Genomic DNA, 26,876 nt, shown 5'->3' on the forward strand with positions numbered 1-26,876 from the left:
TTTTCATACCTTTTGATAAATCCCAGTGTCGAGAGTTCCTCTATCTGTTTACGGTTAACTCCCACTGAAAAAGTATAATCAAACTGCTCAAGTGTTTTTACGGCAGGAAACCCTGCGAGTTTGGTCAGGGTGCGTTTGCTTCTGTCCATTCTGCTGCTATTTTCAAGCATTAAGAGTTCATGTAAGAACTGTGTATATTGCCAACTCTCTTTTGCAGCAGTGGTGGCAACAGTATGAAACTCATCTGCTACAGTTGAAAGTTTGAGTGATCTGCAAAGTGCCAATATCTCTTGTTCTAACTCCATAAAGCACCTCCTGTTATCTGTTGCATAGAAAAAGTTGGCACTATACAGTAAAGTAAGGCAGCAGGGATAAGTTCATCATAACTTTGCATATCCCTGTTTGGAATATAGATTGAATCTATTTTTTGCAATTTATTGAACTCTTGATTATTTTTTGCTACACTTTGTATTACAACCTTTGGATGGATGCCACTATAAGGTTTGGGCAGAGAAAGCAAGTGGGGTTGCTCCTCTGCCAACAAAAATTATAGATTACTATATTTGCATTCCCATTCGTTTGCTTGTTATAATAAAAATATATTTTATTGAGGAAAAAAGATGGGTTGGACTTGTCAACACGATTTCAAAGGTTACTGTAAACTTTTAAATGTCACTTGTACTCCCGGCATTAAAGGATGTATTTTAAACAAAGGAAAACACGAATATATCTTTACAACAGGCTCATATGAGGAAGACAAAAAACGTGCAGAGGAAGAGAAAAAAGAAGAAATTGACTTTGTAGCATTAGCCAGAAGTAATTAACTTCTCTGCATACTTCTCTTATGAAACAGCTTTTAAGTAATAATAACCTTGAATATTACAACATCCGTTTTGAATTAAAAACTCTTTTTGCTGCTCTGTCTCAATAAGCAGATTTTTCACAAAATCGATAAAATCTTTCTGCTTGAGTTGTTACATAAAGAGAGTACTAAAAAGTTCAATGATTGATTGTGCAAGTGAATCTAAAATCATCTGTACCAGATAGAAATATAGAGTTCATTTTTTCTGTATGAAGTAACAGCTAAATCATTGTCAGTGTAAGCATTGGAATCATAAAAGAGAGATAAACTGACAAAATAGCACCAAGTGTTGACATATAGAATAAATATGCTTGCTTTATTTGTAGAGAATTTTTAAAGAAAAAGGGGAAGGTTTCTAAACCCAAAAGGGCTTAGAGATTATTTTGCTAATGCAGCTTTAGAAGCTTCAACAACTGTAGCGAATGCTGCAGCGTCGTTCATTGCCATATCAGCAAGAATTTTACGATCAAGTTCGATACCAGCTTTGTTTAAACCGTTCATAAAAGTTGAGTAGTTCATACCGTTTAGACGACATGCAGCATTGATACGGATGATCCAAAGTTTTCTGAATTCACGTTTTTTCTGCTTTCTGTCACGGAATGCATACATCATTGAGCGTTCTAACTGCTCTTTAGCTTTTCTAAAGTGTTTACGGCGTCCGCTGTAAAAACCTTTTGCTAACTTTAATAATCTTTTGTGTCTTCTTCTACGAACAACACCTGTTTTAACTCTTGGCATTTTCTTTCCTTAATTGTTCTTTACCCAGCTACTCTTTTGTGGTAGTCAAGGTGCCACTACTTTGGTGGTCTTGCCCAGTTACCTAAAACTGGAGATAAAATGAAAAACTAATCTCTTAGTTAATCATATCCTTAATGTTTTTCTCATCTGCTTTTGCAACTACTTTTGGAGCATGTTGCTTACGACGAGTTTTTGCATCTTGTTTTGTAAGAATGTGGCTTCTAAACGCTGTTCCACGTTTAATTTGACCATTTTTCTTCACTTTAAAACGCTTTACAGCGCCTTTTACCGATTTCATTTTTGGCATCGATAATCCTTTTCGTAAAATTTGGGAACGCAATTATACCCAAACTTTTCTAATTTTTTGCTATACTTTGACTATGATGATAGATAATTCCATAAAACATATAAAAAATGCACTCAAAGATTTAGATGATGAAGTCCAGAAAATCCTATTGGATTGGGGTATTCCACTTAATGAAAAAGATAATTTAATGTTTCCTATTTTGCAACAAAAAAGAGTTCTCACACAGACACTTGAAGATTTAGAGTACCTCAAAGCCAACCCACCAAAACCAAATCAGCCTTGTGGTATTTCAAAATATAGAGATGACTAATTTAAGAGCTTGACTTTCAATAGTATTGGACTTTTTTTAACAAACTCGATATCCAAAAGATAAAGTCCCATCTCACTTTTGTTACGTGTTGGAAAAACTTTAAACTTCTTAAGCTCACCAAGGGCTTCAATGTCAAACTCTGTATCCCTGTCGACATTAAGCGACTTTATTTGTCTGCGTGATTCAAGACGGTATAGAATATTGTCTCGTACCATATAGGTAACATAGGGCTGTACTCTTCTATATAAAGAGTGTTTTGTCATAAAAGAGACAAGGTCAAACTTCTTGTCATCACTTTGCAGGAAAAAAGCCCGCTTGCTCCCAAGTAAAAAGTCCAGATAGATTGCTCTTTTGAAACGCTCTTTTTTCTCCAATGAAGTAACTGCGCCGGCATAGACTTTATTCATTTTGTTAATATCGACATAGCTTTTATAGAGAAAAAGCATCAAAATAGATAAAATGACGATGGATATCATCAACTCTACAAGAGTAAAAGCTTTTCTCATTCGATTAGAACCCTCTGTAAGACTAAATCAAAATCTTTTTGCAAAAGCTCTGTTGTACCCATCTCAATAACCATTCCTTCAAGTTCGATGCTGTCTATTTTATTGTATCTAATATCAATTTTATCGGTTTTTAGTTTTCGGCGAACATCATCGTCCAAATCAAAGTCTTCCACAAGGTTGTAGAGTGTTATATGGCTGTCATCAAGGGTATACTTACGATTCCACAGTAAAAAACTTGCAATATCACTCTTTTGTTGTCGCTGCTGTATCTGCGTGAGCATATGACTGCTATCACCTCGGAGTTTCAAGAGTGCTGCGATGACAACACTCACGATCATCACGGCAACCATTACCTCTATGAGTGTAAAAGCTCTCTTTTTACAGACCAATACGAATCGCCTCATCCAAAGAAGTCTCGCCCGCAAGCAACATAGCACGCAACTGCTCAGATATCGTTACAAAGTCCCCCTGTTGCAGCGCATTTTTAAGGGTATGTTCATCTGTTGTACTTTTGAGTAAATCGCGCACTCTGTCGTCCATCACCAAAAGCTCTCCTATGGATTTTCGCCCCGTATATCCTGAATAATTACATGCTTTACAGCCTGTGGCTTTGTAGATTGTCGCATCTTTTGGCAGATGATAATCACGCGCAAAATTTTCAGCCAAGACATCTTCTTCTTTGCAGGCACTACAAAGTACTCTCACAAGTCTTTGTGCCAGTATGCCAAGTAGGGATGAGGAGATTAAAAAGGGCTCCACTCCCATATCTGCAAGACGAGAGATAGTTGCAGCCGCAGAGTTAGTGTGCAAAGTAGAAAAAACCAGGTGTCCTGTCAAAGCAGCACGCACTGCAATATCTGCCGTCTCTTCATCACGGATCTCTCCTATCATGATAATATCAGGGTCTTGTCGTAAGATAGAACGCAATGCCGATGCGAAAGTAAGTCCCACTTTCTCATTGACTTGAATCTGTGCTATTTTATCTGACTTATACTCAACCGGGTCCTCTACTGTGATGAGATTTTTATGTGGTTCTTCCACCTCACGCAAGAAAGAGTGCAGTGATGTTGTTTTTCCGCTTCCCGTTGGTCCCGTAACGAGAATAATGCCATGTGAAGAGCGCAGAAGTTTTTTTACATCATCTATCAAAGAGCTTTTAAATCCAAGCTCCTCTATCTGTGGAATCTGCGAGCTTTGCATCAACAGACGCATAACTACACGCTCTCCGTAAAAAGTCGGTAGTATTGAAACACGCACATCTAAAATCTCTCCCGATATCTTGATTTGTGTACGGCCATCTTGAGGGATTCGTTTCTCTGAGATATCGAGGTTTGAGATAACCTTGATACGACTGATAATTAGATTGACAATTTTTTTGTCCAAATCGGCATTTTTGATGAGCATTCCGTCAATTCTAAAACGAACCTCTCCCTTTTTCTCCTGAACTTCAATGTGGATATCTGAAGCTCTTTTCTTGATAGCCTGATAAAAAAGTGCATTGACAAACTTGATGATGGGTGCTGACTCTTCGCTTGTCAAAATATCATTGGATGTGCGTAGAAAATCTGTTAGTGAAAGCTCCTCTTCATCCTCTGTCTCACTCTCTTCTTGCATCGTCTCTATCGCTCTGTCAGTACGCAGTTCGAGGTATTTGTTATAGAGTCTTTCATAGGAGTCTTCATCCAAAAGCATAAAAGGGTAGTGCTCTTGAAGTTTTGAGTAGTAGTTACTGGCTTCCACAAGATAGCGCTCACTTGTAAAGGCAGTTAGTTCATCATTATAGAGTGCAAAAAGCAGGTAGTTTTTTACTGCTTTTTCTGTCTCAACTCCTGCAACTTCCAGGGCTTCAAGTTCAAAAGAGTGGATGCTTTCTATCATAGCTATCTACCCTTTGGGGAAAATATATCGTTTGTCAGAGGTTTTACTTCATCATGCATCTTTTTTTTCTCTACAAGTTCAAAAGCTTTTTTGTTGTACTCTTCTTGAATTTTAGCCATCATACCCAAAGCTTTTTGTAACTTGGAGAGCTCCTCGCTTTTGTCAATAACATACGGTGTCAAAATCACCACTAAATTATCCTGTTCGGTGAGACGTGAAGTGGAAGAGAAAAGATACTCCCCTATAAGTGGAATATCCCCAAGCAAAGGAACTTTATTTTTTGAATCTCGCTCATAGCTCTTTACAAGCCCACCGATGATGATGCTCTCACCATTACGCAAAATCGCCTGTGTTTTGACCTCCTGCTTGGAGGTTACCGGCTGTCCTGTGGCATTTTTACTTCCATCATCCAAGATATTTTCCAAAATAGCCTCAACATCAAGTGTAACTTTGTCTACAGAAGAGACACGCGGCTTAATTTTGAGTGTGAGACCAACATCTTCACGCTTAAAGCTGCTTGTCACACCATTGAGTCCTGATGTAGTTGTTACCGTTCCTGTTGAGATAGAGATGGTTTTACCCACATAAATGGATGACTCTTTGTTATTCACACAAAGGATGGAAGGGTTTGAGATAGATTTGGACGCTCCATGTGTTTGCAAAAAGTCAAGTGTTGCACCAAGTGCCAAAGCACTGCCCACACCCGAACCAATATTTCCCAAATAATCAAGCACTTTCGTTGTCGCTAATGTTGTAAGTTCATCTGAGCCAAAATTGGCACTCATAGCATAAAGCCCCGAAGCAGAGACATCTCCTGCGGCAAAACCATATTTCACACCGATATCTGAAGATTTGTTTTTGTTGATTTCTACAATTTTTGCCTGTACATAGACCTGGTATTTTTCTTTGTCAAGCTCATCAATAATAAGCTTTAAACCTTTTAAAATCATCGGTTCACCAATGGCTATAATTGCATTAATCTCTTCATTCATAGAGACATTTGGTTTTAATAAAGGATCACTGAAAGTCTGTTTGGCGATAATCTCTCCCAATGTTTTTGCTACAGCCTTGGCATCGGAATTTTTGAGTTCATAAATCTCCACTTTTTTGTTTGCATGAGACTCAACATCTAGTTTTTTTGCCAGTGTTATAATTTTGGCAACATTTTTTTGTGTGCCAACGACGATAAGGCCGTTTGTATTTTCATCATAGATAACTTTAACAATCTGAGACGCTACATTGGACTTAAAAATCGACTTACTGATGTCTGATAGTTTTTGTTGAAGTTTTTTGGCATCGGTATTTTCAACAGGAAAAATTTTCACAACAAATTTGGCACTTTTATCCAGATCTGCTATCACTTTTTTTATCGTCTCAATATTTTTTGGATAATCGGTTATGAGTAGTGTATTACTCTCTTTCATTGTAACCAATTTTGCCGATTTGGAGATGAGATAGCGGATTTTTGCAGCAACAATATCTACATTCTCGTTTTTTAATGCTATGGCCTGTGTTACCATCATAGCACCACTAAGTTTTTTATAAGGAGCAACGACTTCAACATTATGCTTTGCTGCTTCACTTGAGCGTACCACCTCTAAAATAGAACCTTTTTTTATGAGGGTATATCCTTTTGATTCTAGCACGGAAACCAAGATACCCAAAAGCTCATCATCATAGACAGGTGTTGTACTGACAAAATTAACAGTTCCGTTTACTTTGTTGCTTATCAGTATATTTTTATGGGTGATTTTGGAAACAAGCTTGATAAAATCATTAATCTGTAAGTTGGAAAAATTAACATTGACCTCTTGGCGTCCATAGAGTATCACGGCTAATAAAAGTATAAAAAAAGCTGTTTTAATGAATTTCATAATAGATTTCCTTTTGGGTATTTCCTCTTTTGATTTGTAAGCTTATTGCATCTAATTTATTTATGTTTTGATAGATTTGCAAAACATCCTTGTAGGACTTGAGTTTTTTTCCATTTACCTCTGTAATAATATCTCCACTTTGCAGACCAAGCGTAGCAATTTTGGAGTGTGGCCGGATTTTTGCCACTTTAAACCCTTCAAAACTTCCGTTTTTCCCAATCTCTTTAATGGAAATGTCCCGCCAAATCTGCGCAACATTTTTACTGTAGTAGCCTATATCGCTGCGTTTTACTTCATATACTCTTTCCTGACCTTGAGAAATTGTTGGTTGTGGTACTCTCTTGGTTTTTTTTGCAAACTTTGCACGCAGATGTAAGATATACTGCTTGTCGTTCTTTGTAAAAACAACATAATTCAAGAAAATCTTCTCAAGCCTAAAACCTTTATATTTTTCACCTATGCCAATTATATCGGTCTTTTTTGGCTCTTTTTTTGTAGATATGATAATATAGCCCTCTTTTTCATTACCATAAAGACCATGAAGTATGAAGTTGTCCATACTTAAGGCTTGTTTAGAAGCTATCTCTTGGGTTACCTGCTTCCTTGTTGCTCCTATAAGCTTATTAAAATTAATATGATAATAAGGGTGTGAACTCACACCCTCGTTGTCCATACGAACAGCCGATGCAGGCAACATCCATAAAGCTATCAAGGCAATGGCTTTTGCCAAAACAACAAGTAGACCGAGTGTTAAAAGTATTTTTACTACACTGTTGTTAGAGAGCTTTTTCATAAAGGTACTCCCCTTTTTGTAGTTTTTTAAATATTTTGAGTCCATTTTTGTACTCACGTAACATACGTTTTGAAGCGTACAGCCTAATACTTATCTCTCTTGTTTGCAGATTATAAGAACCTTCTATTTTTCCAAAATCCCCATCTGCTTTGATAAAAACCTCCAAAGGGTGTAGTAGCGAATAACTTAACTCTGCGTGAGTGATATGAGGCGGTAAAAATCCGTTACTGAGCGTCGAGAGTACAATATCATCAAACTCAAGATGATTATAAAAACCCAGCAGCAAAATATCACTTGTTGAGATATTCGCAAGTTCTATCTTTTCAAAATAGATTTTTGTATTTGAAAGCTCCAAAGAGGTAGGTTTTTCTCTTAAAGTATCAGCACTGACAAGCACACCTTCACTAATAAGCTGCTTGTGTGCGAAATAGTAGAGATTTTCTTTTGGGAAAAAGAGAATAAGCATCAAGAAGAAAAAAGAGAGATAAAACAGTGCTTTGGCTACTCTTACCATCCTAACTCCAATCGCAATGCCGCATGCTGCCTATCGAGCCGTTTTATATCCAAACTTTTTATAATATAGTCTCCGTTTATAACTTTTGACATAAAGTCATTGAGCTGCTGCAAACTCAAAGACTTTGCTGTGAGGATGACTGCATTTTTACTGTATGCTAATTCCATACTCTTTATTTTGATTCTCTTGAGTGCAATTTCTAAAGTTTTTCTACTCCTGTTTTTTTGCTTGAAATGTTCTAAATTGTATGCAATCTTCTGAGCTTCTTTGAGTGCTGCTTTTTCTTCTGCTATCTCACTTTTTAATGCAGAAAGCTTAAAAAGGGCAAAGAGAGTAACAACAAAAAGAAGTGCTATGAGATGTAAAGGATTAACTCTATTCACAGTTTTATCTCCACAAAGAGTTTCTCTTTTTCAAACTTTTTTGTAAAAGGTATGCTGTTTTTTACCAGTACTGCAAGCACTCGTCTGCTCTCTTGATTTGTAACTCCTTGCAGTGTTAATGTTAAAATATGATTTTTATAGCGGATATGTTCTATATGTTCATCCAGTTTGAGCACAATCTTCTCAAGATATTTCAGATACATGCGTAAATGTTCTTGTTCTTTGTCAATTTTTGTATAGTGTGCAAGGATGGCTCTGTTTTGCATCATGGTTGGCTTCAGTTTGTACTTTGAAAAGAGAGCTGTTTTTTCTTCTTCAAGAGTTGCTTTTTGCTCAGAGTAGACAAAATACTCAACACCTAAAAGCAGGGTAAAACAGGCTAAAAGCAAAGCTCCCATGTAGAGTGTTTTGGTCTCTACAATATGCCCAAACTGCTCAAGCTTAATGCTCTTTTTTGGCATATTAAGTGATGCCATATCAAGGGCTTGTAAACCTTCAAACCATGCAGCAGGGAGTATCGTTACAATACCCTCTTTTTTAACAATTACGCGTTCATTATCAAGCTGATACTTCTCATCATCGTCCAAAATCTCTTGCGCAAAAGATATACTTCTTACGCTGTTGTTGGCAATATTTTTTTCAAGCAACAAATCAAGAATCTTTTTATCTTCATAGGCAAAGAGCAAAAAAACTCCCTCTGCCTCTTTTTGAGCATCATAGCTATAGTTTCCCTGAGGTAAGGTCTCCTCAAAAACAGAAGGAGCCAACTTTTTAGCATCACGAATATGCTTTACAGGAAGGCTGACCCTTTTTACCCAATAAAGAGCCGGAGAGAGGATAATGGCATATTGTTTATCTGCATCTAGTGAGTAGTTGCTTTTTACATCTAAAAACAGTGCTGTTGCTTGTGTTTTAAATCTCCACAGCAAAATCATATCCCCTTTTTGATTTTATATCATAATAAAATCTCACCTCTGCAAAACTTTTTTGAGCCACTATCTTTATCTCTACAGCAAGCAGCGGTGCAAAAAAAGTAGTCCGAAATTTTGTAAGATTCAATTTTTCATTCTCGCTGAGATGCAAATCTTTGAGTGAAGCATAACTTCCTCTACCCCGATAAAGCTCCTCAGCACGCTCTTTTGAACTCCCAAGCATCAACTCCCAAACAGCAGCCTTTGCATAGTTTAAATCAATAACACTGTTATTGTCCTCTCCATAAACAAACAGCTCATCAAAATCGATATTTTTTATATTTTCATCTCCATATTCCTGCAGATAAAAATCATTGATAATGCCAAGATGCTTTTTTGATGCAATATAGTCTCTAAAAAGCCTGGGATGGCGATCAAAGAGTGCACTTGCATAGTTATTATACTCATTTGGAGCTTGATTTTTCCTCATACACTCCTGCAATATTGTTATATAAGCACTTCCTATCATCTGTTTTTGAAAGTAGTGGGAGAAGAGAGCACTGTTTTTTTTGTTCAATGCATTGATATTGAGTTTTTCTCCGGCACTTCGTATGGAGACGATCACCTTTAAGTTTTTTAACGTCAATGGAATATACGCGGCATTGGACAAGAAGAGAAAAAGATCATCTCTGGAGTCATTGTTGGCTATATTTTGCAACTCGACTGACCCACGTAAAATTTCCAATACATCTTCAAGAATTATACTGCTTTGATAAAGCATCTGCTCATCTTGCAGAGTTTTTGATGCTTTTTGCACCTGCATGAGTCCATAACCTATAGAGAGAGAGATAAGCATAACAAAAAGGATGGTAATGAGCAGTGCTATGGCATTTTTTTGCAGTCGCATCTAGTGAATACTCATAGAGAAGATAGGCAGCAGCATAGCCGCTACGATAAAACCGATGCTCCCACCGACAAAGAGCATCAAGGCAGGCTCAAGGAGTGTCAAAAGCAGCGCAATCTTGTCACGATTCTCTTCAAAGTAGAGCTCAGAAACATTGCCAAGCACTGCTGCGACTTCAGAGGTCTCCTCACCTAGTGCCACAGCCTGAATAAAAGCAGCGTCAAGTTTTTTATAGTGCTCATTGAGTGAGACGGAGAGAAGTTTACCCTCGACCACCTCTTTGCTTGCATCGACAAAAATCTTTTTGATGACTCTGTTGTTTAAAATATTTGCACTGAGATTAATCGTTCGGACAAAAACAACCCCTGAGCGAGTCAGAAGTGAGGCCATGTAGGCAAAACGGGCAAGTTCACTCTTGAGTATTATCTTGCCAAAGAGAGGCAGTTTGAGCAACAGACTGTCCACCATATAGGCAAATTTGTAGGAGTTTTTCCGTAAAATGACAAAAGAGACAATGAGCATAAAGATTGCAAAGAGTATGAGTGTGAAGTTGTTAGAGAAAAAATCTCCCATCGCAATAACAAAGATGGTAGGTGTTGGGAGTTTTTGGTCCATGCTTGCAAAAATTCCGGTAATTTGTGGCACAACAAAAGTGAGCATAAAGGCTATCATCACCAAAGAGAGCACAACCATAAATGACGGGTAGGCAAAAGCGGAGCGAATCTCTTTATGGATTCTGTCCTGTTCTTTTAAAAAGCGTGACAATTCCAAAAGTACTTCATCAAGTATGCCCCCATCTTCACTCACACGGATAGACTCTTTGAAAAAGAGCGGTAACTCGACAACACTCTGCTCATCAAGAGCTGTGTAGAAGTTTTTTCCCTCATCCAAAAGTGTAGAGAGTGTCGTCAAAAAAAGCGTCATTTTTTTGTTATGCTCGTAATGTTTTTGGACAATCTTGAGTGCAGCAACAATACTGATGCCTGAGCGAATGTAAATGGCAAGCTCACGCGAGAGAGAAGAGAGCTCCTGTGGTGAGAGTTTGGCTCTGCGTGAGAACTCAAAACGCTCAAAAAAACTTGGGCTTTGCTCTTTTATCTGCTCATAGATAATGCCTTTGGAGCGAAGCTTGCCTTTTGCCTCTTCAAGCGAAGCAGCCTCTATCTTTTGACGAACTCTTTTGCCTTCTGCTGTGATGCCCTTGTACTGAAATATCACTGCACAGCCCTTATGAGTTGCTCTTTTGCATCAACGGCTTCACTGAGTGAGTCATAGACTTTTGTCTCTGAGAAGTATGGAGTGTAATCATAAACTTTTCCTTTGTATGCAACAAAAATCTGCGTACTGACACCATCACTATCTACAGAAAAATCAAAACAGTTGTTATCTTCTACTGAGAGAGGACCTAAAAAAAAGTCGTAGCGATAGCACTGTGGTGCATCCTGAAGAAAGTTGATATCTTCTTGAAGTTTTTCTTTTTCACTGTAGAGTGTGCACTTTTGGCAGGAATCTTTACAAAGCAGTCGTACCGGTTTGTTGTCATGTGAAAAAGCAAGCAGATACTCTTTGAGATTTTTCAAAGAGAGTTGTGCTTTTTGCTGCTGTGGGGCTTGATGAATATTTGTAACAACCAAAGTATAAACCACCCCGATAATAACAATAACAATCATCAGCTCAATGAGCGAAAAAGCACCCCGTTTCACAAATGCTACTTACACTCACTTAGTCGAATGTCAGCCGCAGCACCTTTGCCACCCTCTTTTTTGTCAGCACCCAAAGAGATAAGCTCGACTTTACCGTCGTTGTTGATGTAAATAAACTCACTGCCCCATGAATCTTTTGGCATTTTGCCGTCTTTGAAGTAGCTGTCATCTTTGGTTAGAACGGCAAGACCCTCTTGGGTAGATGGGTAAACACTGTGTTTTATCTTGTACATATCCAAAGCCCCATCATAGATAGACTTCATCTGCACACAGACCAGATCCCGCTTTGCCTCTTCGCCTTTACCTGTTAGGCTTGGCATAACCATTGCTGCCAAAAGTCCCAAGATAACAATTACTATCATGAGCTCAATAAGAGAGAATGCATTTCTTTTCATAGCTAACCTTTATATGATTAATGTGTACTTATTATAGTAAAAAATATATTGAGGGAAAGTAAAAGTCTTGAAAGAATTCAAGACTTTTACCCTTTATGGAGCAGGAATTTCAGGTACTAAACGAACATTATATGAACTTGAATTTCCAGTAAGATAATCATTGTATAAAACACTAAAACTCTCACCTCCATTTGCAGTTCTTATGATGCTTCCACCATTGTTAAGCATAATATCTCCATCTATTATGCTGTATGTAGTATCATCGCCACTACCATCCGGATAAGCAATGCCAAGAAAGTTATTATAATAGTCTCCAAATGTAAGCTGCATTACCTCCGCTCCTGTATCATCTGTTACACTAAATGTTCTACCAGCTAACTCAGGGTAACTAAAAGGCAGCAACATTTGATTTAAAAAGTTTGCTTCAACTGTATCGTATGCTTTTTTACCAAGCATATATGAAATACCGCCTGTACCTGCTTTTTGTCCTAATTCTCCTGCCATAACAATGCCATCAATAAGAGCAAAACAGACTTTTTGTTCTGCTGCTGGATCTACAGGTGTAATAACAAGTACATCTATCGCATTATCATTTTCATCCAGTAATGACTCAATTTTCCATGTTCCACCATAGCTTGTTGTGTTATCATCGAGATTTATCGCTGTTAGGTTTCCATCACTGCTTGAAGCAGTCGAACCATCAGCAAATGCAAGAACTACATTTTTACCAAAAATATCCATAAAGGCTTTGTCATTTTGAGGCTGTGCAGTAGTTATAAAACTATCTAGCGATGTGATGTTACTTTCTACTGTTCCATCCAGACTACCAATAATGGCAACTTCTTGGAAATACGGATCGGCATCAACAAGATCTAAATAGGCAATTTTATATCCTACAGCATCACTTGGTAAAACCAAACCGTTCATCATACTGCTTAGTGCTGTTGCATTGACCTCTTCTAGAACTTTCATAGCAACTACATCAAGCGTACCAACAGCAGTATCTATACTTATTGTTGTTGTGTTTGTATCAGTATCTGTAACATACGTTAAAGGCTCACTCCCTTCTGAGATACCGTTTGTGTAGAGTGTACTTGTTGCTCCTCCACTTCCGTCAAATCCATACGCTTCTGCTTTAAAAGAGAGATTTCCTTCCGGTGAAATCCACCCTTCCGTATCATAAACAGGTGAAGCAGCAACCAAATCAACATTTAGCCCATCTAGTGCATTAAATGTTGTTGTATTAAGCTCTGTAAGATTCGCATCTATAAAACCATTCTCATAGTCATTAAATTTAACAGGACTAAAAGCATTTTGAATAACTGCCATTGCTATATCATTGAAGTAGTACTCTATGCTATATCCTGCAGGTCTGTATTCGCCTTTCATTACAAGAGTTGATGTTCCATCATCTAAAACAGCCCCACTATCTACTAAAATGGTATGTGCCCCGTATCCATCTACGCCTGCGTTGAGAGTCACCATTACCATAGTGATATTGTTGTCAGCATTATCTACATATGGAGTAGCTGTACTCCATGAACCTGCATTTGGATTGATAATAGTCGGTTCACCACCATTTTGATATGCATCTGTCATATCAACTTCCACAACAGTTCCACTGCCGGCAGCAAGGTTACTGTCTGCTGAGAACATTAGCATTCTGTTGCTGTTGTACTTATTGAAATCTACAGGTCCCATAGCCCCATTATCTATCATATCACTTAAAGAAGCAAATGTCACCTCATTACCATCTATCCAGATTCTAGCTGGTTCCCAAAGGTCATACTCTTCTTGTAACATATGTAGTGCTACTTTATACACTACTGCATCTGCAGGCATATGTAGGGCTGCTATAGTTGGAAGTTCACTTGCGATGTCACTGCTACTCATACTAAGGTCTAGCATTTTTGCTTCAGCAACATCTGCTCCTCCCATATTTACAGTTACAATATTATTAGTTTCACTCCATGTACCATTACTCTCAGAGTCTGAGAATGTACCATCTGACATAAACTCAAGATACCATGCTCCCAAAGTGGCTGTGTTTGTACCAGTTGTAGCATTATAGTCAGTATTGACACCATCCATGCCGTATAGTTTTATATCTTTTGGCATCACTAATGAAGTATAAGCATCATAAGCACTTTGATCTATATCACTCCAAATATTGTAAGCATCGCTAATATTTTTAGGATAAACCACTGTTATGTCTACTGTTGTAGATGCACTGCGTGCAGGATCTCCATCGTCAGTGACGATGATAGCTAGCGTTCCTTCTCCAACAGCACTTGCTGTAATAGTGTATGTTCCATCGGCATTAAGAGATGAACCTTGAAGATAAACAAGATCAGAATTGTCATAATCTAGTTCAAATGTTAATGTGTCATTCTCATCAACATCATTTGCAACTATTTGACCAGAGAGTGTTTCTCCGACAGTCATAGTAAGTGTCACCGGTGCCTGAATCGTTGGTGCATGATTTCCAGATACAACGATAGAAATAGTCTCTGCAGTTGACAAGTTACCATCAGACACAAGACATTCAAAAGTGTCTGTACCACTAAATCCGCTGTTTGGTGTATATGTCAAGCCAGCATCTGTACTGTAGTTAATACTCACACCTGCTGTTGTGTTTGTGTCACATTGGCTTATATATAACTCACTTATATTGTTATCTACATCACTATTTTCACTCATCAAATCAGATTCATAAAGAGTGATAGATGTATCAAGAAGTGTCGAGAAAGTTTTATCTGTTACTGTTGGAGCATCATTGACAGGATTTACCGTCAATATTAAATCATCCAATTCTGCAACCGTACCATCTGATACATTTACATCGATTGTTGCAGTACCATATGCATTAGGAACTAAAGTAATTTTTAATTTACCATTTTCAATAGTTGCCGTAGCAATATTAGGTGTTTCCGAATATGCTGTTAGAGTCAGATTATCATCATCAGGATCTGAAACATTGATATCAACCAAAGAAATATTACTATCTTCATCAACAGTAATGTCTGCTAGCGCCACATCAAATACAGGTCTATCATTCACAGGTGTTACTGTGATTGTTACTGTTGCATTATCTTCGAGTGTTCCATCACTGATAGTATATGCAAAAGTATCAACTCCGTTAAAGTTTGCATCAGGTGAGTATGTCACTGTTCCGCTAGCCACATCAAATGTTACACTACCGTTTTCTCCTTGAGAGACTGCAGTAATATTAAAGTCATCACCATCCGCATCACTGTCATTTGCTACAACATTAAAAGTAATGTTTGTATCTTCTTGCGTTGTATTTACATCATCTACTGCTGCTGGAGCATCATTGACAGCTGTAATAGTAACAGTGACATTAGCCTCATCGAAACCACCATCTTCATCAGTTACTTTATATGTAAAATAATCTGTTCCATTAAAGTTAGGGTTTGGTCTATATGTTACCGAATTGTTTGTTTCAACAACTGTAACACCATTTGTTGCTTCCGATACAATCTCTACAGAGGCAATTGCATTGTTATCATCTGTATCATTTGCCAGTACATCAATTGTTGCATTTGTATCCTCTGGTATTGTTACAGTATCTGCTGTTGCAACAGGAGCATCACTCAGTGTTACTAGTACGGTATGTGTACCATCAACAGTCGCATTATACTCATCACTAAATGTATAGCTCAGAATATAAGTTCCTGCTTCTGCAGCATTAAATGTAATTAAGCCATTTGCAGCATCTGTAATGGTGACATTTGCACTATTTGTCCCATCTGTTGCTGTTGCAGAAAGTAGAGTGAGTATAGCACCATTATCAACATCTGTTGCTGTAAGTGTGATATTAAGATCTGAACCTTTTTTAATTGTTCCTATTGTAGTTGGTACAGGTACAACTGGTGCATCATTTGCACCGATAATTGTAACATTCAAATCTACACTCGCTTCGCCATCTGTAGTACTTACATGAAGAATATCATTGACTTGTTCGTCCTGACTCAGCGCTTGTACCGCAGGCAGAGTACTATCAAGGAGATAGCTCCAAGAGCCATCGCTGTTGACATTAAATTTTCCATATGTAGCATTTACATCTGTTTGCGGAACAAGTGTAGCATTTGCATCAACGTCAGTAACTGTTAAGCTTTGAGATATGAGAGTAGTAGTATCTTCTGAAATCGCTATTGTGCTTGTACCGCTAATAATCGTAGGGTCATCAACAGGAACCACAGTCACATGTACAGTTGCTGTAGCTGTTGAGCCGTTTGCATCTGCTACTGTATATGTAAAACTGTCTGTACCAAACGCATTGAGTGCCGGTGTATATGTAATGATGTTTCCACTGTTTGTCACACTACCAAAAGAAGGTGTAGAGAGTGCAGTTATGGAGTATGTATCTCCCACATCCACATCAGTTACAGAGCTTGTTATGTTGATATCAACTGCTATATCTTCATTTGTGCTCGCATTAATATCCTCTGCTACCGGTGCATCATTTGTGTTTGTAACTTCAAGTGATGCAATAACAATACTTGAACTACCCTGTGCATTTGTTGCTGTAATATTGATATCTGTATAAGTTCCGACATCTGCATTATGAGGAGTACCTTCTAATCTACCATTTAGTGTATTAAAAATAGCCCATGAAGGTTTGTTTGTAATACTCCATGTCTCCACCTCTCCACTATCTGCACCCAGCGTAGGCTCAAAAATATATGAACTATCCTCTGCAACCGTTGTTGCCGGTGTTCCTGCAATAGCTGGTGCATTTACAACAGTTTTTGTAGTAAATGAGCGAATAGTACTACCTACTGTCAGTGTTGTTGACTTTGAAGTACCTTGCGTACTTGCTGCTGTCTGTTTGAGTGTTACAACATCGCCAAGAGAAACACTGCCTGCTACATCTGTATAACCAGTCCCGTTAATGTCATAATAACCATTTTCAACAGATATTGGAAGCGTAGTACCTGTTGTGATACCTGTAATAGTAATTGAGTTAGAAATTACCTCAGAACCTGCTGGTACACTTAAATTGGCATCAAAACTGAAATCATCAGGAATTTTGTCTTCCTGCAGTGTTTTTGTTTTGAAAGTTCCACTTACCCCACCGATAGTTAGTGTTGTCACCGTTTCTGTATCAAATGATGTTGCTGTATGCTGTGTTACAGTGATTACATCACCATTGGACACATTTGCATCTTGACTACCACCATTGACAACATAGCTACCGTTTGTGATAGAAACAGGTGTAGGTGAGTTGATGCCAGAGACTGTAATATTTGCTTCTACATTTGTATCAATCGGCTGATTTAAAAGTGTAGTAAACGAAAACTCATTTGGTGTTGTATCTGCTACAAAAGGGTCTGACATCGTTGTTACATTGAATGTACCGATAACATTACCAACTGTCACTGTAACTGTTGCCGTTGTTTCATAGTCATCAGATGGTACAGCACGCAACACCAAAGTATCATTTGGATTTATAGTTGTTGCCGTTGTTGTAAACCCTACTCCATTTACATTCATCTCACCGCCATCTACAGAGATAGGTACATCTGTGTTTATACCCGTTATCGTAATAGTGTTTGAATCCACTGTTGGTGTTGCCGTTTTGTTAACATCTACAACATCTGTAAATGTAAATGCATCCGGTGTAGTATCAAGTGGAATTGTAAATACATTAAATGTTCCATTAACATCACCGACTGTAACTATTACAGATGTCTGTGTTCCAACATCTCCGGATGTTACTTGAACTTGTAAAGTATCATTGTTATTAACATTACCATTTGTTGTAAAAGCTGCTCCGTTAATACTGAATTTTGCATCACCACCACTAATTGACACTGGAGTTGCTTGATTAATTCCGGTAATTGTTATAATATCACTTTTCAGATTTGTAAACTTAGCCTGATCTCTTTTGAATCCAAAATCAAAAGCATCCGGTGTTGTATCTGCTACATATGGATCAGACATTGTTGTAACAGTGTATGGAATTACCCCTCCGCCAATAATTACATTTGCGGTCACTTTTGTAGAATAAGCATTTGAAGAGTGTGCTCTTACTTTTAATGTTTGCCCGTTGGCAATTGTTCCTGCTTCTGTAACAAAGGGACCGTTATCAATCGAATACGAACCGTTCTCTATAGAGATAGCACCACTTTCTCCAATAATGCCATTTACTGTCACTGCATTTGATGTATAGTCTGTATCGGTATAGGCATCAAGTGCTGATGCAAAACTCATATTATGATCAAAAGAGAGCGTTCCATTGAGTACATCTTCTGCAGAAGGAGCTTCAGTCACGCCAATATCGGCCTCTTCAAGATTTACTGCAACCTGTTGCAAATCAACATTTGTCACTTCTTCTTTTACCTCATCGAGAGCTGCAAGACCAGCGTCATCAACCTCACCATCTGACATATCATCAGCGAGTGTCTGCATAACCTGCTCAGGATTGCTTGTATTTAAAATTGCAGAAGATACAAGAAGAAGCTGTGTATTTGCTTGCGTATTTTGACTTGCATCGGTTGGATCCAAGTCATCAAGTGATACACCGGCATCGAGGTTAAGGTTAAAGAGCTCCTTAACACTTGTCTCTGCTTCTGTTTTTGCAGTGTTTATATCCGCACCCGCTGCCATTTTTGCTATGATGCTTTTTGCAGCGATATTTGTCAGGACATTAATGTTTACACTTGCACTGCTACCTGCTGTAATGTTTGCAACGGCAGAGATACCATTTGCCTGAGGAAGTGTCATATATGTTCCTGTATTTTCATTCAGGTAGTCTCCATATATCACAAACTCTGTCGGACCGCTCCAGCCTAGCGAAGAGAAACTAAATGTCCCCTTCCCGTCTGTTGTGAGTGTTGTCTGATTTACATCTCTTGTCCCGTCACTGTTAAGTTTATACGCAACAACAGTAGAACCCTCTTTAAAAGGCCCTTTGCTCGAACTTCCCGAGCTACTTGTTGTTGAAGTGACTGAACCGCCGTCTCCACCGCCTCCACCACAGGCTGTAAGTCCTAAGACGACAGCTGTAGTAAGAGAGAGCATAGAAGCTCTAAAAAAATGTATTTTCATCATTTTCCCCTTTTTTAAATTAATCTACACTAATAATAACTCTTTCATATCTTTTTATATCTTAATTTTCAAAAAGTAATGTATTTTTGTTAGATATAAATAAGAATGTGATAATTTGTAACACTAATAAAATTTAACATTGTTGTAAATTGTTAATAATTTTTCCGAAATAAAATTACATCTGTTGCTTAAATAGAATTAGTTACATGAAAAAAAGAGGCAGAGAATAAAAAAATGAAGGTGCCCCTCTCCAGATGGCTGCGGCACATGAATGTTTAAGGTGTGCTGCTGTATTCCTACCCTGACACATTGTCTCAAACACCCATTGCACAGGTCTAAAGAGAAGCGACGAAATTATAACAGCTTTTTCTTAAAAATGGTATAATCTTCTTCATGACTTACATAGTAACTGCCTTAAAACCTGAAGCTCAAGCCTTTGTAGATTACTACAAGCTTACAAAATCCAAACTAGACAGCTATACACTCTTCTCAAATGAACAGATAAAACTTATCATCTCCGGGATAGGTGTAGAAAATGCCCGGCTTGCCACACAAACACTTATCAACCATTTTGACATTAGCAATGAAGATATATATATGAATGCTGGTATATGTGCAGCTTCACACAACTATAAAATTGGTACTCTCATAGAGTGTGGTGCTATTTTATATGAAGGTATTGAATATATCTTTGATACACAAAAACCTCCTATAAACTGTGTGACCAAAGAGATATCCTGCCCCGTATATGATAGAGTTGATATGGAAAGTTACGGTTTTTATGATGCCGTCATTCACAATCCTGCCATCAAAAAGTTTCATATCTTTAAAGTTGTCAGTGACCACTTCGAGCCGCAAAAGGTGACAAAAGAGCAGGCAAAATCACTTCTTTTTAATCAAATTGATGCTATAAATAAACTTATAAACAGTTAGGATTTTTATGAAACTTGTACTTCTTTTTTTACTTTTTTTAAACTTTGCTCACGCAACGCTGTCAGATGATACAACTCTACAGAAGATGATAGGACAAATGCTTATTATAGGGTTTGATACAGCTACTGTAGATAAAGACTCCCAAATTATAAAAGATATACAAAAGTATGATTTAGGTGGTGTGATTTTATTTGACAGAGACTTTCACAAAAGAGAAAAAACAAAAAACATCAAGTCACCCGAACAACTCCAAAACCTCACACAAGTACTTCAAAGCTACTCAGAGAAGCCTCTTTTTATAGCCATAGACCAAGAAGGCGGACGTGTAGCACGACTCAAACCTGCGTATGGATTTGTAGAGATTCCTTCTGCAAAAGCAGTCGCTTCTCATGATGAGCAACTCATAAAGATGCTTTATAACAAAGAGGCAAAAATGCTTCAAAACGTTGGAATAAATATAAACTTTGCTCCTGTTTTGGACTTGGCAATCGAGCCACGTAACCAAGTTATCTATCAACTTGAACGCTCTTATGGAGCTGATCCAAAAACAGTAGCCAAAGTAGCCTCCCTACTCATTGGTGCACAAACAAAACATAATATTATCTCGGTTGCCAAACACTTTCCTGGACACGGTTCTTCACTGACAGACTCTCACAAAGGCTTTGTCGATATCACAAATACCTGGAGTACAAAAGAACTAGAGCCGTACAAGATACTCCTGCGTGAGGGAAAACTAAATGCCATAATGACAGCTCACGTCTTTAATAAACATCTTGATACCAAATACCCAGCAACCCTTTCACGCAAGATAAACCAAAAACTTCTACGTGAACAACTTGGCTTTAGAGGTGTCATTATCAGTGATGATATGCAGATGAAAGCCATCAGCAAGCACTACTCACTCAAAGAGGCTCTCACCCTTGCCATCAATGCAGGTGTAGATATCCTGCTTTTTGGCAATCAGCTCTCGCATAACTCAACACAAGAGATAGTTGATACCATCCTAGAGCAGGTAAAAGCAGGGAAAATTCCTCTCTCACGCATCAAAGAGGCAAATGGTCGCATCGCAAATCTACACACAAAACAAAGCATCATTCAAAAACCCATCATCTTTGAAGATGAACGAAAGGCAATGACAAAGGCCTATATCAAAAAACATTACGGCATTAATGCAAAAGATATAAGCATCACACCAAAAGTCATTGTATTACATTGGACAGCAGTAATGGATCTAGAAGATAGTTTCAAACGACTCTATCCACAAAAACTCCTAACTGACAGAAAAGAGATAGCAGCTGCCTCAGCTCTAAATGTCTCAGCCCACTACCTCATCGACCGTGACGGTACTATCTATCAGTTGATGCCAGACAACTGGATGGCACGCCATGTGATAGGACTGAACTACTCAAGTATAGGTATAGAGAATGTCGGCGGAGAAGATAATAAAAAAGAGGACTTGACACCTGCTCAAGTTCAAGCAAATATTGCTCTTGTTAAATACCTTAAAGCGAAATACCCAAGTATTGCATATCTTATAGGACATCACGAATATAGAAAAATGGAAAACTCTCCACTTTGGCTTGAACAAGATAGAGGGTACAGAACAAAAAAAGCAGACCCCGGAGTCAAATTTATGCAAGCCGTGCGTCAAGGCGTAAAAGAGCTAAAACTTAAGAGTGCCGATGAGTAGTACATTTGGAGGAGTGGACTGGCTTGTCTTTTTCAGCTACTTTGCCATCTTGGCAATAAGTTCGTATTTCTTTAGCAGATTTAAGATAAAAAACGCACGGGACTACTTTGTAGCATCCAACTCTATGCCGCTGCTTGGTGTTGCCATCTCCATCGTTGCGACCAGCCAATCAGCAGCCACCTTTTTAGGTGTTCCGGAGTTCTCTTACGCCCATGATTTCACCTTCATCGGCTTTTATTTCTCCACACTCTTAGCTGTCTTTTTCATAGCAAAGTTTCTTATCCAAAAGTTTTATGCAATGGGAGCAGTCACGGTTTATGAACTTTTAGAGAAGCGTTACGGCGAACAGGCAAAGAAACAAGCGGGTATGATGTTTTTGCTTGGCCGTATCCTTGCCAGTGGAGCACGTCTTTACATCGGAGCCCTAGCAGTGAGTATGATTCTCTTTTTAGATATCAGCTTTTGGCATATGCTTGTCTCTATTCTTATTCTTATCACAGGAGCACTGCTTTATGCCTACTTTGGAGGAATAAAGTCCATCATCTACAGCGATATCATTCAAGCTGTCACCTATGTTGGAGCAGGCATTTTGGTAGCATGGTATCTCTACACCTCTTTAGGTGATGTAAATATTATAGAGTCTCTGCGTGAGCATGGCAAACTTAACTTTTTTGACACCTCTTTTGATGGAAAATTCAGTATCCCTGCCTTGCTTGGCGGATGGTTGCTTTTAAACATTGCCGCTTTTGGACTTGATCAGGATATGGCACAACGTGTTCTTAGCTGCAAAAACAAAGAGGATGCTACAAAGTCACTTCTTCTTTCCATCATTATCACTATCCCCATAGTCCTACTTTTTTTAGGCATTGGAGCACTACTCTATCTACACTATCAGAATATGCCGCTCACTCAGAGCTTTCAAGGTGAAAGTATCACTATCTTTATGTACTACATCTTAAATGAGATACCAGAAGGTCTGCGCGGACTTGTTACCGTTGGAGCCATTGCTGCAGCACTCTCAAGCACCAACTCGGTTCTTGGTGCCATGGCAAGTGTAGCAGTTGAAGATATCTACAAACCATGGAGACTTAAAAATGTACCTAACACCAATGAAGCACACTTCCTAAAAGCCTCACGCAATGCCGTACTCTTTTTTGCAGCTGTTTTAACACTGATGGCAGTTGTGAGTTACTTTTGGCAGCGCGAGAGCGAACTCTCTCTTATCGGTTTTGCATTAGGAGTCATGAGCTTTGCCTATGCAGGGCTTTTGGGAGTCTATTTTGCTGCTATCTTTACAAACAGGGGCAGTTCAAAAACAGTACTACCCGCTCTACTTGGCGGCTTTTTTACGATTTTAGCACTACAACCCTATATCTTTGGTATCCATATAGGTTTTGCCTGGCAGTTGGTTATAGGAACTGCTATTTCTTTTGTCATAATGTTAGGAGGAAAAAAGTATGTGTGAGTATTACATTGGCGTCATGAGCGGCACAAGTTTGGATGGAGTGGATGTAGCACTTTGTGGAATAGATACTCATACCTGCAAGCTCATTGAAGCTTATGAACACCCTTTTCCAAAAGCGTTAAAAAAAGAGATTCTTCACACCATTGCAAACGATACATCTCTCAAACAGCTCGGCGAACTAGATGTCAAACTTGGAGAGCTTTTTGCTGAAGCTATCAATGCCCTCTTACAAAATTCCGCTATCTCACGCAAAGAGATTTGTGCCATCGGGCTACATGGGCAGACACTTTGGCATGAACCAATATCGACATACCCTTTTTCAATGCAACTTGGCAATGCCAACGTTGTTGTCGCACAGACAGACATTTCAACAGTTGCAGACTTTCGTGGAGCTGATATTGCCAATGGTGGAGAGGGCGCTCCTTTTGCTCCTGCTTTTCATAGGGAGATTTTTGCTCGTGATGATAAAAATATTGCCGTTGTCAACATCGGCGGTATGGCAAATATCACTTACCTTGGTAAAGAATTTTTGGGCTGGGACACAGGCTGTGGTAATGTTTTAATGGACAGTTTTATACAGAAAATAGAAAAAAAGCCCTATGACAGAGATGGTGCATTTGCAAAAAGTGGCAGGCTCAATATGGATCTGCTTCAAAAGATGTTAAAAGATAGTTACTTTGCAAAAGAGCCTCCAAAAAGCACAGGACGTGAATACTTTAATCTTGAGTGGCTGGAGAAGTATCTCAAAAATTTTGTAACTGTTTCTGATGCTGATATTCAAAGAACACTGCTTGAACTTACAGCCTCATCCATTGCAAATGCAATCAACAGACTCCAATCTGATGAGCTTATCCTCTGTGGAGGCGGTGCAAAGAACAGCTTCTTAGTTGAGCGGCTTAAAAAGCTGTGTCGCTGTGAAGTTAGAAAAAGTGATGACTATGGCATGAACAGTGACTTTTTAGAAGCAATGCTCTTTGCATGGCTTGCCTATAAACGCTTACATAATGAAAAAGTCCCTCTTTCATCAATTACAGGGGCAAAAAAAGATTCCCTTTTAGGAGCCATCTATGGATAAGATAAAAACATGGTTGCAAACAACACAATATGCAAATTATTCTCTGACTATAGCCTCAGCAGATGCAAGTTTTAGAAAATACTACCGTCTCACGCAAGCAGATAAGAGCTATCTTTTGATGGACTCTTCTCTTGAGAAAGAGTCTCTTGCACCTTTTTTAGATGTTACGAAAAGGCTCTCACAAGCTGGGGTTAATGTACCAAAAGTATATGAGCAAAACCTTGAATCAGGGTATCTAATTATTGAAGATTTTGGCAATATGCACCTACTTCAAAGTCTCACACAACAAAACTTTAAAGAGCTCTATAAAAAAGCAATAGATGAGATATTCAAGATGCAAAGAGCCGATGCAAATAGTCTGCCTCTTTATGATAAAACCTTTTTACATTTTGAGATGGATCTGATGCAGGAGTGGTACTTGGAGAAAAAACTGGGGCACTCTCTCACGCAAAAAGAAGTACATACTCTAAATAAGGCACTTGATAGCATCAGCGATGTAGTACTCAGACAACCACAGAATATCTTTGTTCATCGAGACTATCACTCACGTAATATTATGCTGCGTGAGGATGGAAGTCTTGGTATCATCGACTATCAAGATGCTATGAATGGTGCACTTACCTATGACCTTGTCTCACTGCTAAAAGATTGCTATATCAGCTTTGACAGAGAGTCAATACTACAACTTGTTCTTTACTTTCGAGATAGAACATCTCCACAGACAAGTGATGCTGAGTTTATAAAGTGGTTTGATTTTATGGGAATGCAGCGTCATATCAAAGTTCTTGGCATCTTCTCCCGTCTCCACCTGCGTGACGGTAAGGATGGATACCTTAAAGATATTCCACTCACCCTACACTACACACTCGATGCCGCACAAAGATATGATGAGACAAAAGAGCTCTCAAAACTGCTCAAAAGGCTGACACGATGAAAGCAATGATACTAGCAGCCGGTCGCGGTGAGCGAATGCGTCCACTGACAGATATGATTCCAAAACCGCTTCTGCCTGTCGGTGGTACTCCACTTATTGAGTGGCATATTAAAAATCTGGCAAAAAACGGTTTTAAAGAGATTGTTATCAATATTGCTCATTTGGGGCATCTTATCCCAAAAACCTTAGGCGATGGCTCACGCTGGGGAGTTCAGATCTACTACTCTGATGAGCAGGAGAGTGGAGCTTTGGAGTCTCTTGGTGGAATTCTAAAAGCTTTGGATATTTTAGGCAATGAGCCTTTTTTAGTTGTCAATGGTGACATATATTGTGATTATTCATTCAATCCGAACTTTGATTTAAAAGAAAAACTTGCCCACCTCATCTTAGTTCCCAATCCCTCGCATAACAAAGAGGGAGATTTTGGCTTAGAGGACTCTTTGATTTTGAATAAAAGTGATGAACTGTATACTTTTTCAGGTATAGGATACTATAATCCAAAAATATTTCAAGACATCAGAGCCTCAAAAGCCCCTCTGGCACCTCTTTTGCGTGAGATAGCAGAGCAAAAAGAACTCTCCGGAGAGCTTTATGAAGGTCTGTGGTATGATATCGGAACACCTGAGAGATTAAAAGAGATAAATGAAAATTTTTAGCATACTTTTTTTACTGTTAACATCCACACTCTGGGCAAAATATGGCAACTGTACTTTTAAAAATCCGCACTACACAGATATCTGTAAAAAAGTTGTCAAACATGGGGTTTCTTATGAGTATGCCAACAGATTTTTACTCTCTTACTTTAAAACACAAAAGTACGATGAGATTACATGGAAGTACATTCAGCCATCAAAGATAAAGTACCATCGAGAGCGAGAAAAAAAAGCCAACAATGTCCTTGTCAAATATGTTCCAAAGATGGTTACCAACCTCAACGAGTATCAGCATGCTTATGACTTGGCAGAGATAAAGTATGGTGTCAATCGTGAGATCATTGCAGCAATTCTGCTCAAAGAGACCAAGCTTGGTAAAATAAAACCAAAACATGATGCTTTCATCGTCTTTAATACAATTCTCACCCGCACAAAACCAAAAACTTCACGCCAAAAATGGCTGCTGAATATGAGTAAAACGAATATGGCATCCATTATTGAGCACTGTTACAAAGAGGGGGTTGAGCCTGAGCAGTGTAATCTTCCAAGCTCTTATGCAGGAGCTGTCGGAATACCGCAGTTTATGCCAAACTCCTTTGTCTATACAGACAGCTACTATGGTAAAGTTGCAGACCTTACAAAGATGGAAGACGCTATTCTTTCCGCTGCAAAATTTCTACATAAAAAAGCAAAATTTACAGAACTGATAGCGTGGGATAAGATGCCCGATATAAAAAAGACAGAGAGTGAATGGTATGCATTTGAGTTTAAAAACAAAAACTGCTCTTTTATCTATGAGAAGAACAAAAAAACAGGTAAAAAATATAAATGTTTCACAAAGAATCGACCTGAACTTGACTATTTAAAAATATATGTTGCGAAGATAATGCGCTACAACAACTCTTCTAACTATGCTATTGGAGTTATCCGCTTAGCTTATGATGCACACAAGGCTTTAGAGAAAACTCAATAAA

The 26,876-nt window shown here is 38.4% G+C and carries 26 protein-coding genes and 1 other RNA gene; 9 read left to right on the top strand and 18 right to left on the bottom strand.

Annotation, left to right across the window (positions count from 1 at the left end):
- Window positions 1–305: ATP-binding protein (locus ES948_RS05870; protein ID WP_188109464.1), on the bottom strand; the 305-nt coding region annotated here is incomplete at its 3' end.
- Window positions 296–520: a hypothetical protein gene (locus ES948_RS05875; RefSeq protein ID WP_152184022.1), complete on the bottom strand. Its 225-nt coding sequence runs from the start codon at window positions 518–520 to the stop codon at window positions 296–298. The genes ES948_RS05875 and ES948_RS05870, both read right to left, overlap by 10 nt.
- Window positions 521–620: 100 nt before the next feature.
- On the opposite strand from ES948_RS05875, the gene ES948_RS05880 reads away from it, so the two are divergent.
- The gene (locus tag ES948_RS05880; protein WP_152184023.1) at window positions 621–824 is read left to right on the top strand and encodes a hypothetical protein; all 204 of its coding nucleotides are present in this window, start codon (window positions 621–623) and stop codon (window positions 822–824) included.
- 416 nt (window positions 825–1,240) lie between these two features.
- Here the strand turns inward: ES948_RS05880 and rplT are convergent, their stop codons facing one another.
- Together rplT and rpmI are read right to left on the bottom strand one after the other, a co-directional pair.
- Entirely contained in the window at window positions 1,241–1,600 is a 360-nt protein-coding gene (rplT, locus tag ES948_RS05885) for a 50S ribosomal protein L20 (RefSeq protein ID WP_152184024.1), read from the bottom strand.
- 115 nt (window positions 1,601–1,715) lie between these two features.
- On the bottom strand, window positions 1,716–1,907 hold the full coding sequence (gene rpmI / locus ES948_RS05890; protein WP_152184025.1) for a 50S ribosomal protein L35: 192 nt from the start codon (window positions 1,905–1,907) through the stop codon (window positions 1,716–1,718).
- A 73-nt stretch (window positions 1,908–1,980) separates the two neighbouring features.
- On the opposite strand from rpmI, the gene ES948_RS05895 reads away from it, so the two are divergent.
- Entirely contained in the window at window positions 1,981–2,217 is a 237-nt protein-coding gene (locus ES948_RS05895) for a hypothetical protein (RefSeq protein WP_246153830.1), read from the top strand.
- Here the strand turns inward: ES948_RS05895 and ES948_RS05900 are convergent.
- The 14 genes from ES948_RS05900 to ffs form a co-directional block, all read right to left on the bottom strand.
- Window positions 2,214–2,723: a prepilin-type N-terminal cleavage/methylation domain-containing protein gene (locus ES948_RS05900; RefSeq protein WP_152184026.1), complete on the bottom strand. Its 510-nt coding sequence runs from the start codon at window positions 2,721–2,723 to the stop codon at window positions 2,214–2,216. The two genes, ES948_RS05895 and ES948_RS05900, sit on opposite strands and share 4 nt — an antisense overlap.
- Window positions 2,720–3,127 carry a type IV pilus modification PilV family protein gene (locus ES948_RS05905; protein WP_152184027.1) on the bottom strand — a complete coding sequence of 136 codons (408 nt, stop codon included), beginning with the start codon at window positions 3,125–3,127 and terminating at the stop codon, window positions 2,720–2,722. Before ES948_RS05905 ends, ES948_RS05900 begins: the two co-directional genes overlap by 4 nt.
- Window positions 3,102–4,601 (bottom strand): GspE/PulE family protein, encoded by a 1,500-nt coding sequence (locus tag ES948_RS05910; RefSeq protein WP_152184028.1) that lies wholly within the window; start codon window positions 4,599–4,601, stop codon window positions 3,102–3,104. The genes ES948_RS05905 and ES948_RS05910 overlap by 26 nt, the downstream gene beginning before the upstream one ends.
- Window positions 4,602–4,603: 2 nt before the next feature.
- Complete coding sequence (gene gspD, locus ES948_RS05915; RefSeq protein ID WP_152184029.1) at window positions 4,604–6,475, bottom strand: type II secretion system secretin GspD; 1,872 nt, start codon at window positions 6,473–6,475, stop codon at window positions 4,604–4,606.
- Window positions 6,462–7,268, bottom strand: coding sequence for a PDZ domain-containing protein (locus ES948_RS05920; RefSeq protein WP_188109465.1), 807 nt, complete (start codon window positions 7,266–7,268; stop codon window positions 6,462–6,464). The genes gspD and ES948_RS05920 overlap by 14 nt, the downstream gene beginning before the upstream one ends.
- The gene (locus ES948_RS05925; RefSeq protein ID WP_152184031.1) at window positions 7,252–7,782 is read right to left on the bottom strand and encodes a hypothetical protein; all 531 of its coding nucleotides are present in this window, start codon (window positions 7,780–7,782) and stop codon (window positions 7,252–7,254) included. Before ES948_RS05925 ends, ES948_RS05920 begins: the two co-directional genes overlap by 17 nt.
- Window positions 7,776–8,165, bottom strand: coding sequence for a hypothetical protein (locus tag ES948_RS05930; protein ID WP_152184032.1), 390 nt, complete (start codon window positions 8,163–8,165; stop codon window positions 7,776–7,778). Before ES948_RS05930 ends, ES948_RS05925 begins: the two co-directional genes overlap by 7 nt.
- Window positions 8,162–9,094, bottom strand: coding sequence for a hypothetical protein (locus ES948_RS05935; RefSeq protein WP_152184033.1), 933 nt, complete (start codon window positions 9,092–9,094; stop codon window positions 8,162–8,164). Before ES948_RS05935 ends, ES948_RS05930 begins: the two co-directional genes overlap by 4 nt.
- The gene (locus ES948_RS05940) at window positions 9,078–9,983 is read right to left on the bottom strand and encodes a hypothetical protein (protein ID WP_152184034.1); all 906 of its coding nucleotides are present in this window, start codon (window positions 9,981–9,983) and stop codon (window positions 9,078–9,080) included. Before ES948_RS05940 ends, ES948_RS05935 begins: the two co-directional genes overlap by 17 nt.
- The gene (locus ES948_RS05945; protein WP_152184035.1) at window positions 9,984–11,198 is read right to left on the bottom strand and encodes a type II secretion system F family protein; all 1,215 of its coding nucleotides are present in this window, start codon (window positions 11,196–11,198) and stop codon (window positions 9,984–9,986) included.
- A complete protein-coding gene (locus ES948_RS05950; RefSeq protein WP_152184036.1) occupies window positions 11,195–11,683 on the bottom strand; it encodes a prepilin-type N-terminal cleavage/methylation domain-containing protein in 489 nt (162 codons plus the stop codon). Before ES948_RS05950 ends, ES948_RS05945 begins: the two co-directional genes overlap by 4 nt.
- Before the next feature lie 5 nt (window positions 11,684–11,688).
- On the bottom strand, window positions 11,689–12,078 hold the full coding sequence (gspG, locus tag ES948_RS05955; protein ID WP_152184037.1) for a type II secretion system major pseudopilin GspG: 390 nt from the start codon (window positions 12,076–12,078) through the stop codon (window positions 11,689–11,691).
- Window positions 12,079–12,171: 93 nt separating this feature from the next.
- Window positions 12,172–19,152, bottom strand: coding sequence for a beta strand repeat-containing protein (locus ES948_RS05960; RefSeq protein WP_188109466.1), 6,981 nt, complete (start codon window positions 19,150–19,152; stop codon window positions 12,172–12,174).
- A gap of 244 nt (window positions 19,153–19,396) precedes the next feature.
- An RNA gene (ffs, locus tag ES948_RS05965) (signal recognition particle sRNA small type) lies at window positions 19,397–19,494 on the bottom strand.
- A gap of 51 nt (window positions 19,495–19,545) precedes the next feature.
- On the opposite strand from ffs, the gene ES948_RS05970 reads away from it, so the two are divergent.
- Genes ES948_RS05970 through ES948_RS06000 form a run of 7 tightly spaced genes read left to right on the top strand, consistent with a single transcriptional unit; the run spans window position 19,546 to window position 26,875 of the window.
- Window positions 19,546–20,085 carry a nucleoside phosphorylase-I family protein gene (locus tag ES948_RS05970; RefSeq protein WP_152184039.1) on the top strand — a complete coding sequence of 180 codons (540 nt, stop codon included), beginning with the start codon at window positions 19,546–19,548 and terminating at the stop codon, window positions 20,083–20,085.
- A gap of 7 nt (window positions 20,086–20,092) precedes the next feature.
- Window positions 20,093–21,775, top strand: coding sequence for a glycoside hydrolase family 3 N-terminal domain-containing protein (locus ES948_RS05975; RefSeq protein WP_152184040.1), 1,683 nt, complete (start codon window positions 20,093–20,095; stop codon window positions 21,773–21,775).
- Window positions 21,768–23,240 (top strand): sodium:solute symporter, encoded by a 1,473-nt coding sequence (locus ES948_RS05980; RefSeq protein ID WP_152184041.1) that lies wholly within the window; start codon window positions 21,768–21,770, stop codon window positions 23,238–23,240. Before ES948_RS05975 ends, ES948_RS05980 begins: the two co-directional genes overlap by 8 nt.
- The gene (locus tag ES948_RS05985) at window positions 23,233–24,315 is read left to right on the top strand and encodes an anhydro-N-acetylmuramic acid kinase (RefSeq protein WP_152184042.1); all 1,083 of its coding nucleotides are present in this window, start codon (window positions 23,233–23,235) and stop codon (window positions 24,313–24,315) included. The genes ES948_RS05980 and ES948_RS05985 overlap by 8 nt, the downstream gene beginning before the upstream one ends.
- Window positions 24,308–25,249, top strand: a complete 942-nt coding sequence (locus ES948_RS05990; protein ID WP_152184043.1) for an aminoglycoside phosphotransferase family protein — start codon at window positions 24,308–24,310, stop codon at window positions 25,247–25,249. The genes ES948_RS05985 and ES948_RS05990 overlap by 8 nt, the downstream gene beginning before the upstream one ends.
- Window positions 25,246–25,905: an N-acetylmuramate alpha-1-phosphate uridylyltransferase MurU gene (gene murU / locus ES948_RS05995; RefSeq protein ID WP_152184044.1), complete on the top strand. Its 660-nt coding sequence runs from the start codon at window positions 25,246–25,248 to the stop codon at window positions 25,903–25,905. Before ES948_RS05990 ends, murU begins: the two co-directional genes overlap by 4 nt.
- Window positions 25,892–26,875, top strand: a complete 984-nt coding sequence (locus ES948_RS06000; protein WP_152184045.1) for a lytic murein transglycosylase — start codon at window positions 25,892–25,894, stop codon at window positions 26,873–26,875. Before murU ends, ES948_RS06000 begins: the two co-directional genes overlap by 14 nt.
- Window position 26,876 lies beyond the last annotated feature (1 nt).

Origin of the sequence: Sulfurimonas indica (assembly GCF_009192995.1) — a bacterium.
Classification (GTDB): Bacteria; Campylobacterota; Campylobacteria; order Campylobacterales; family Sulfurimonadaceae; genus Sulfurimonas; species Sulfurimonas indica.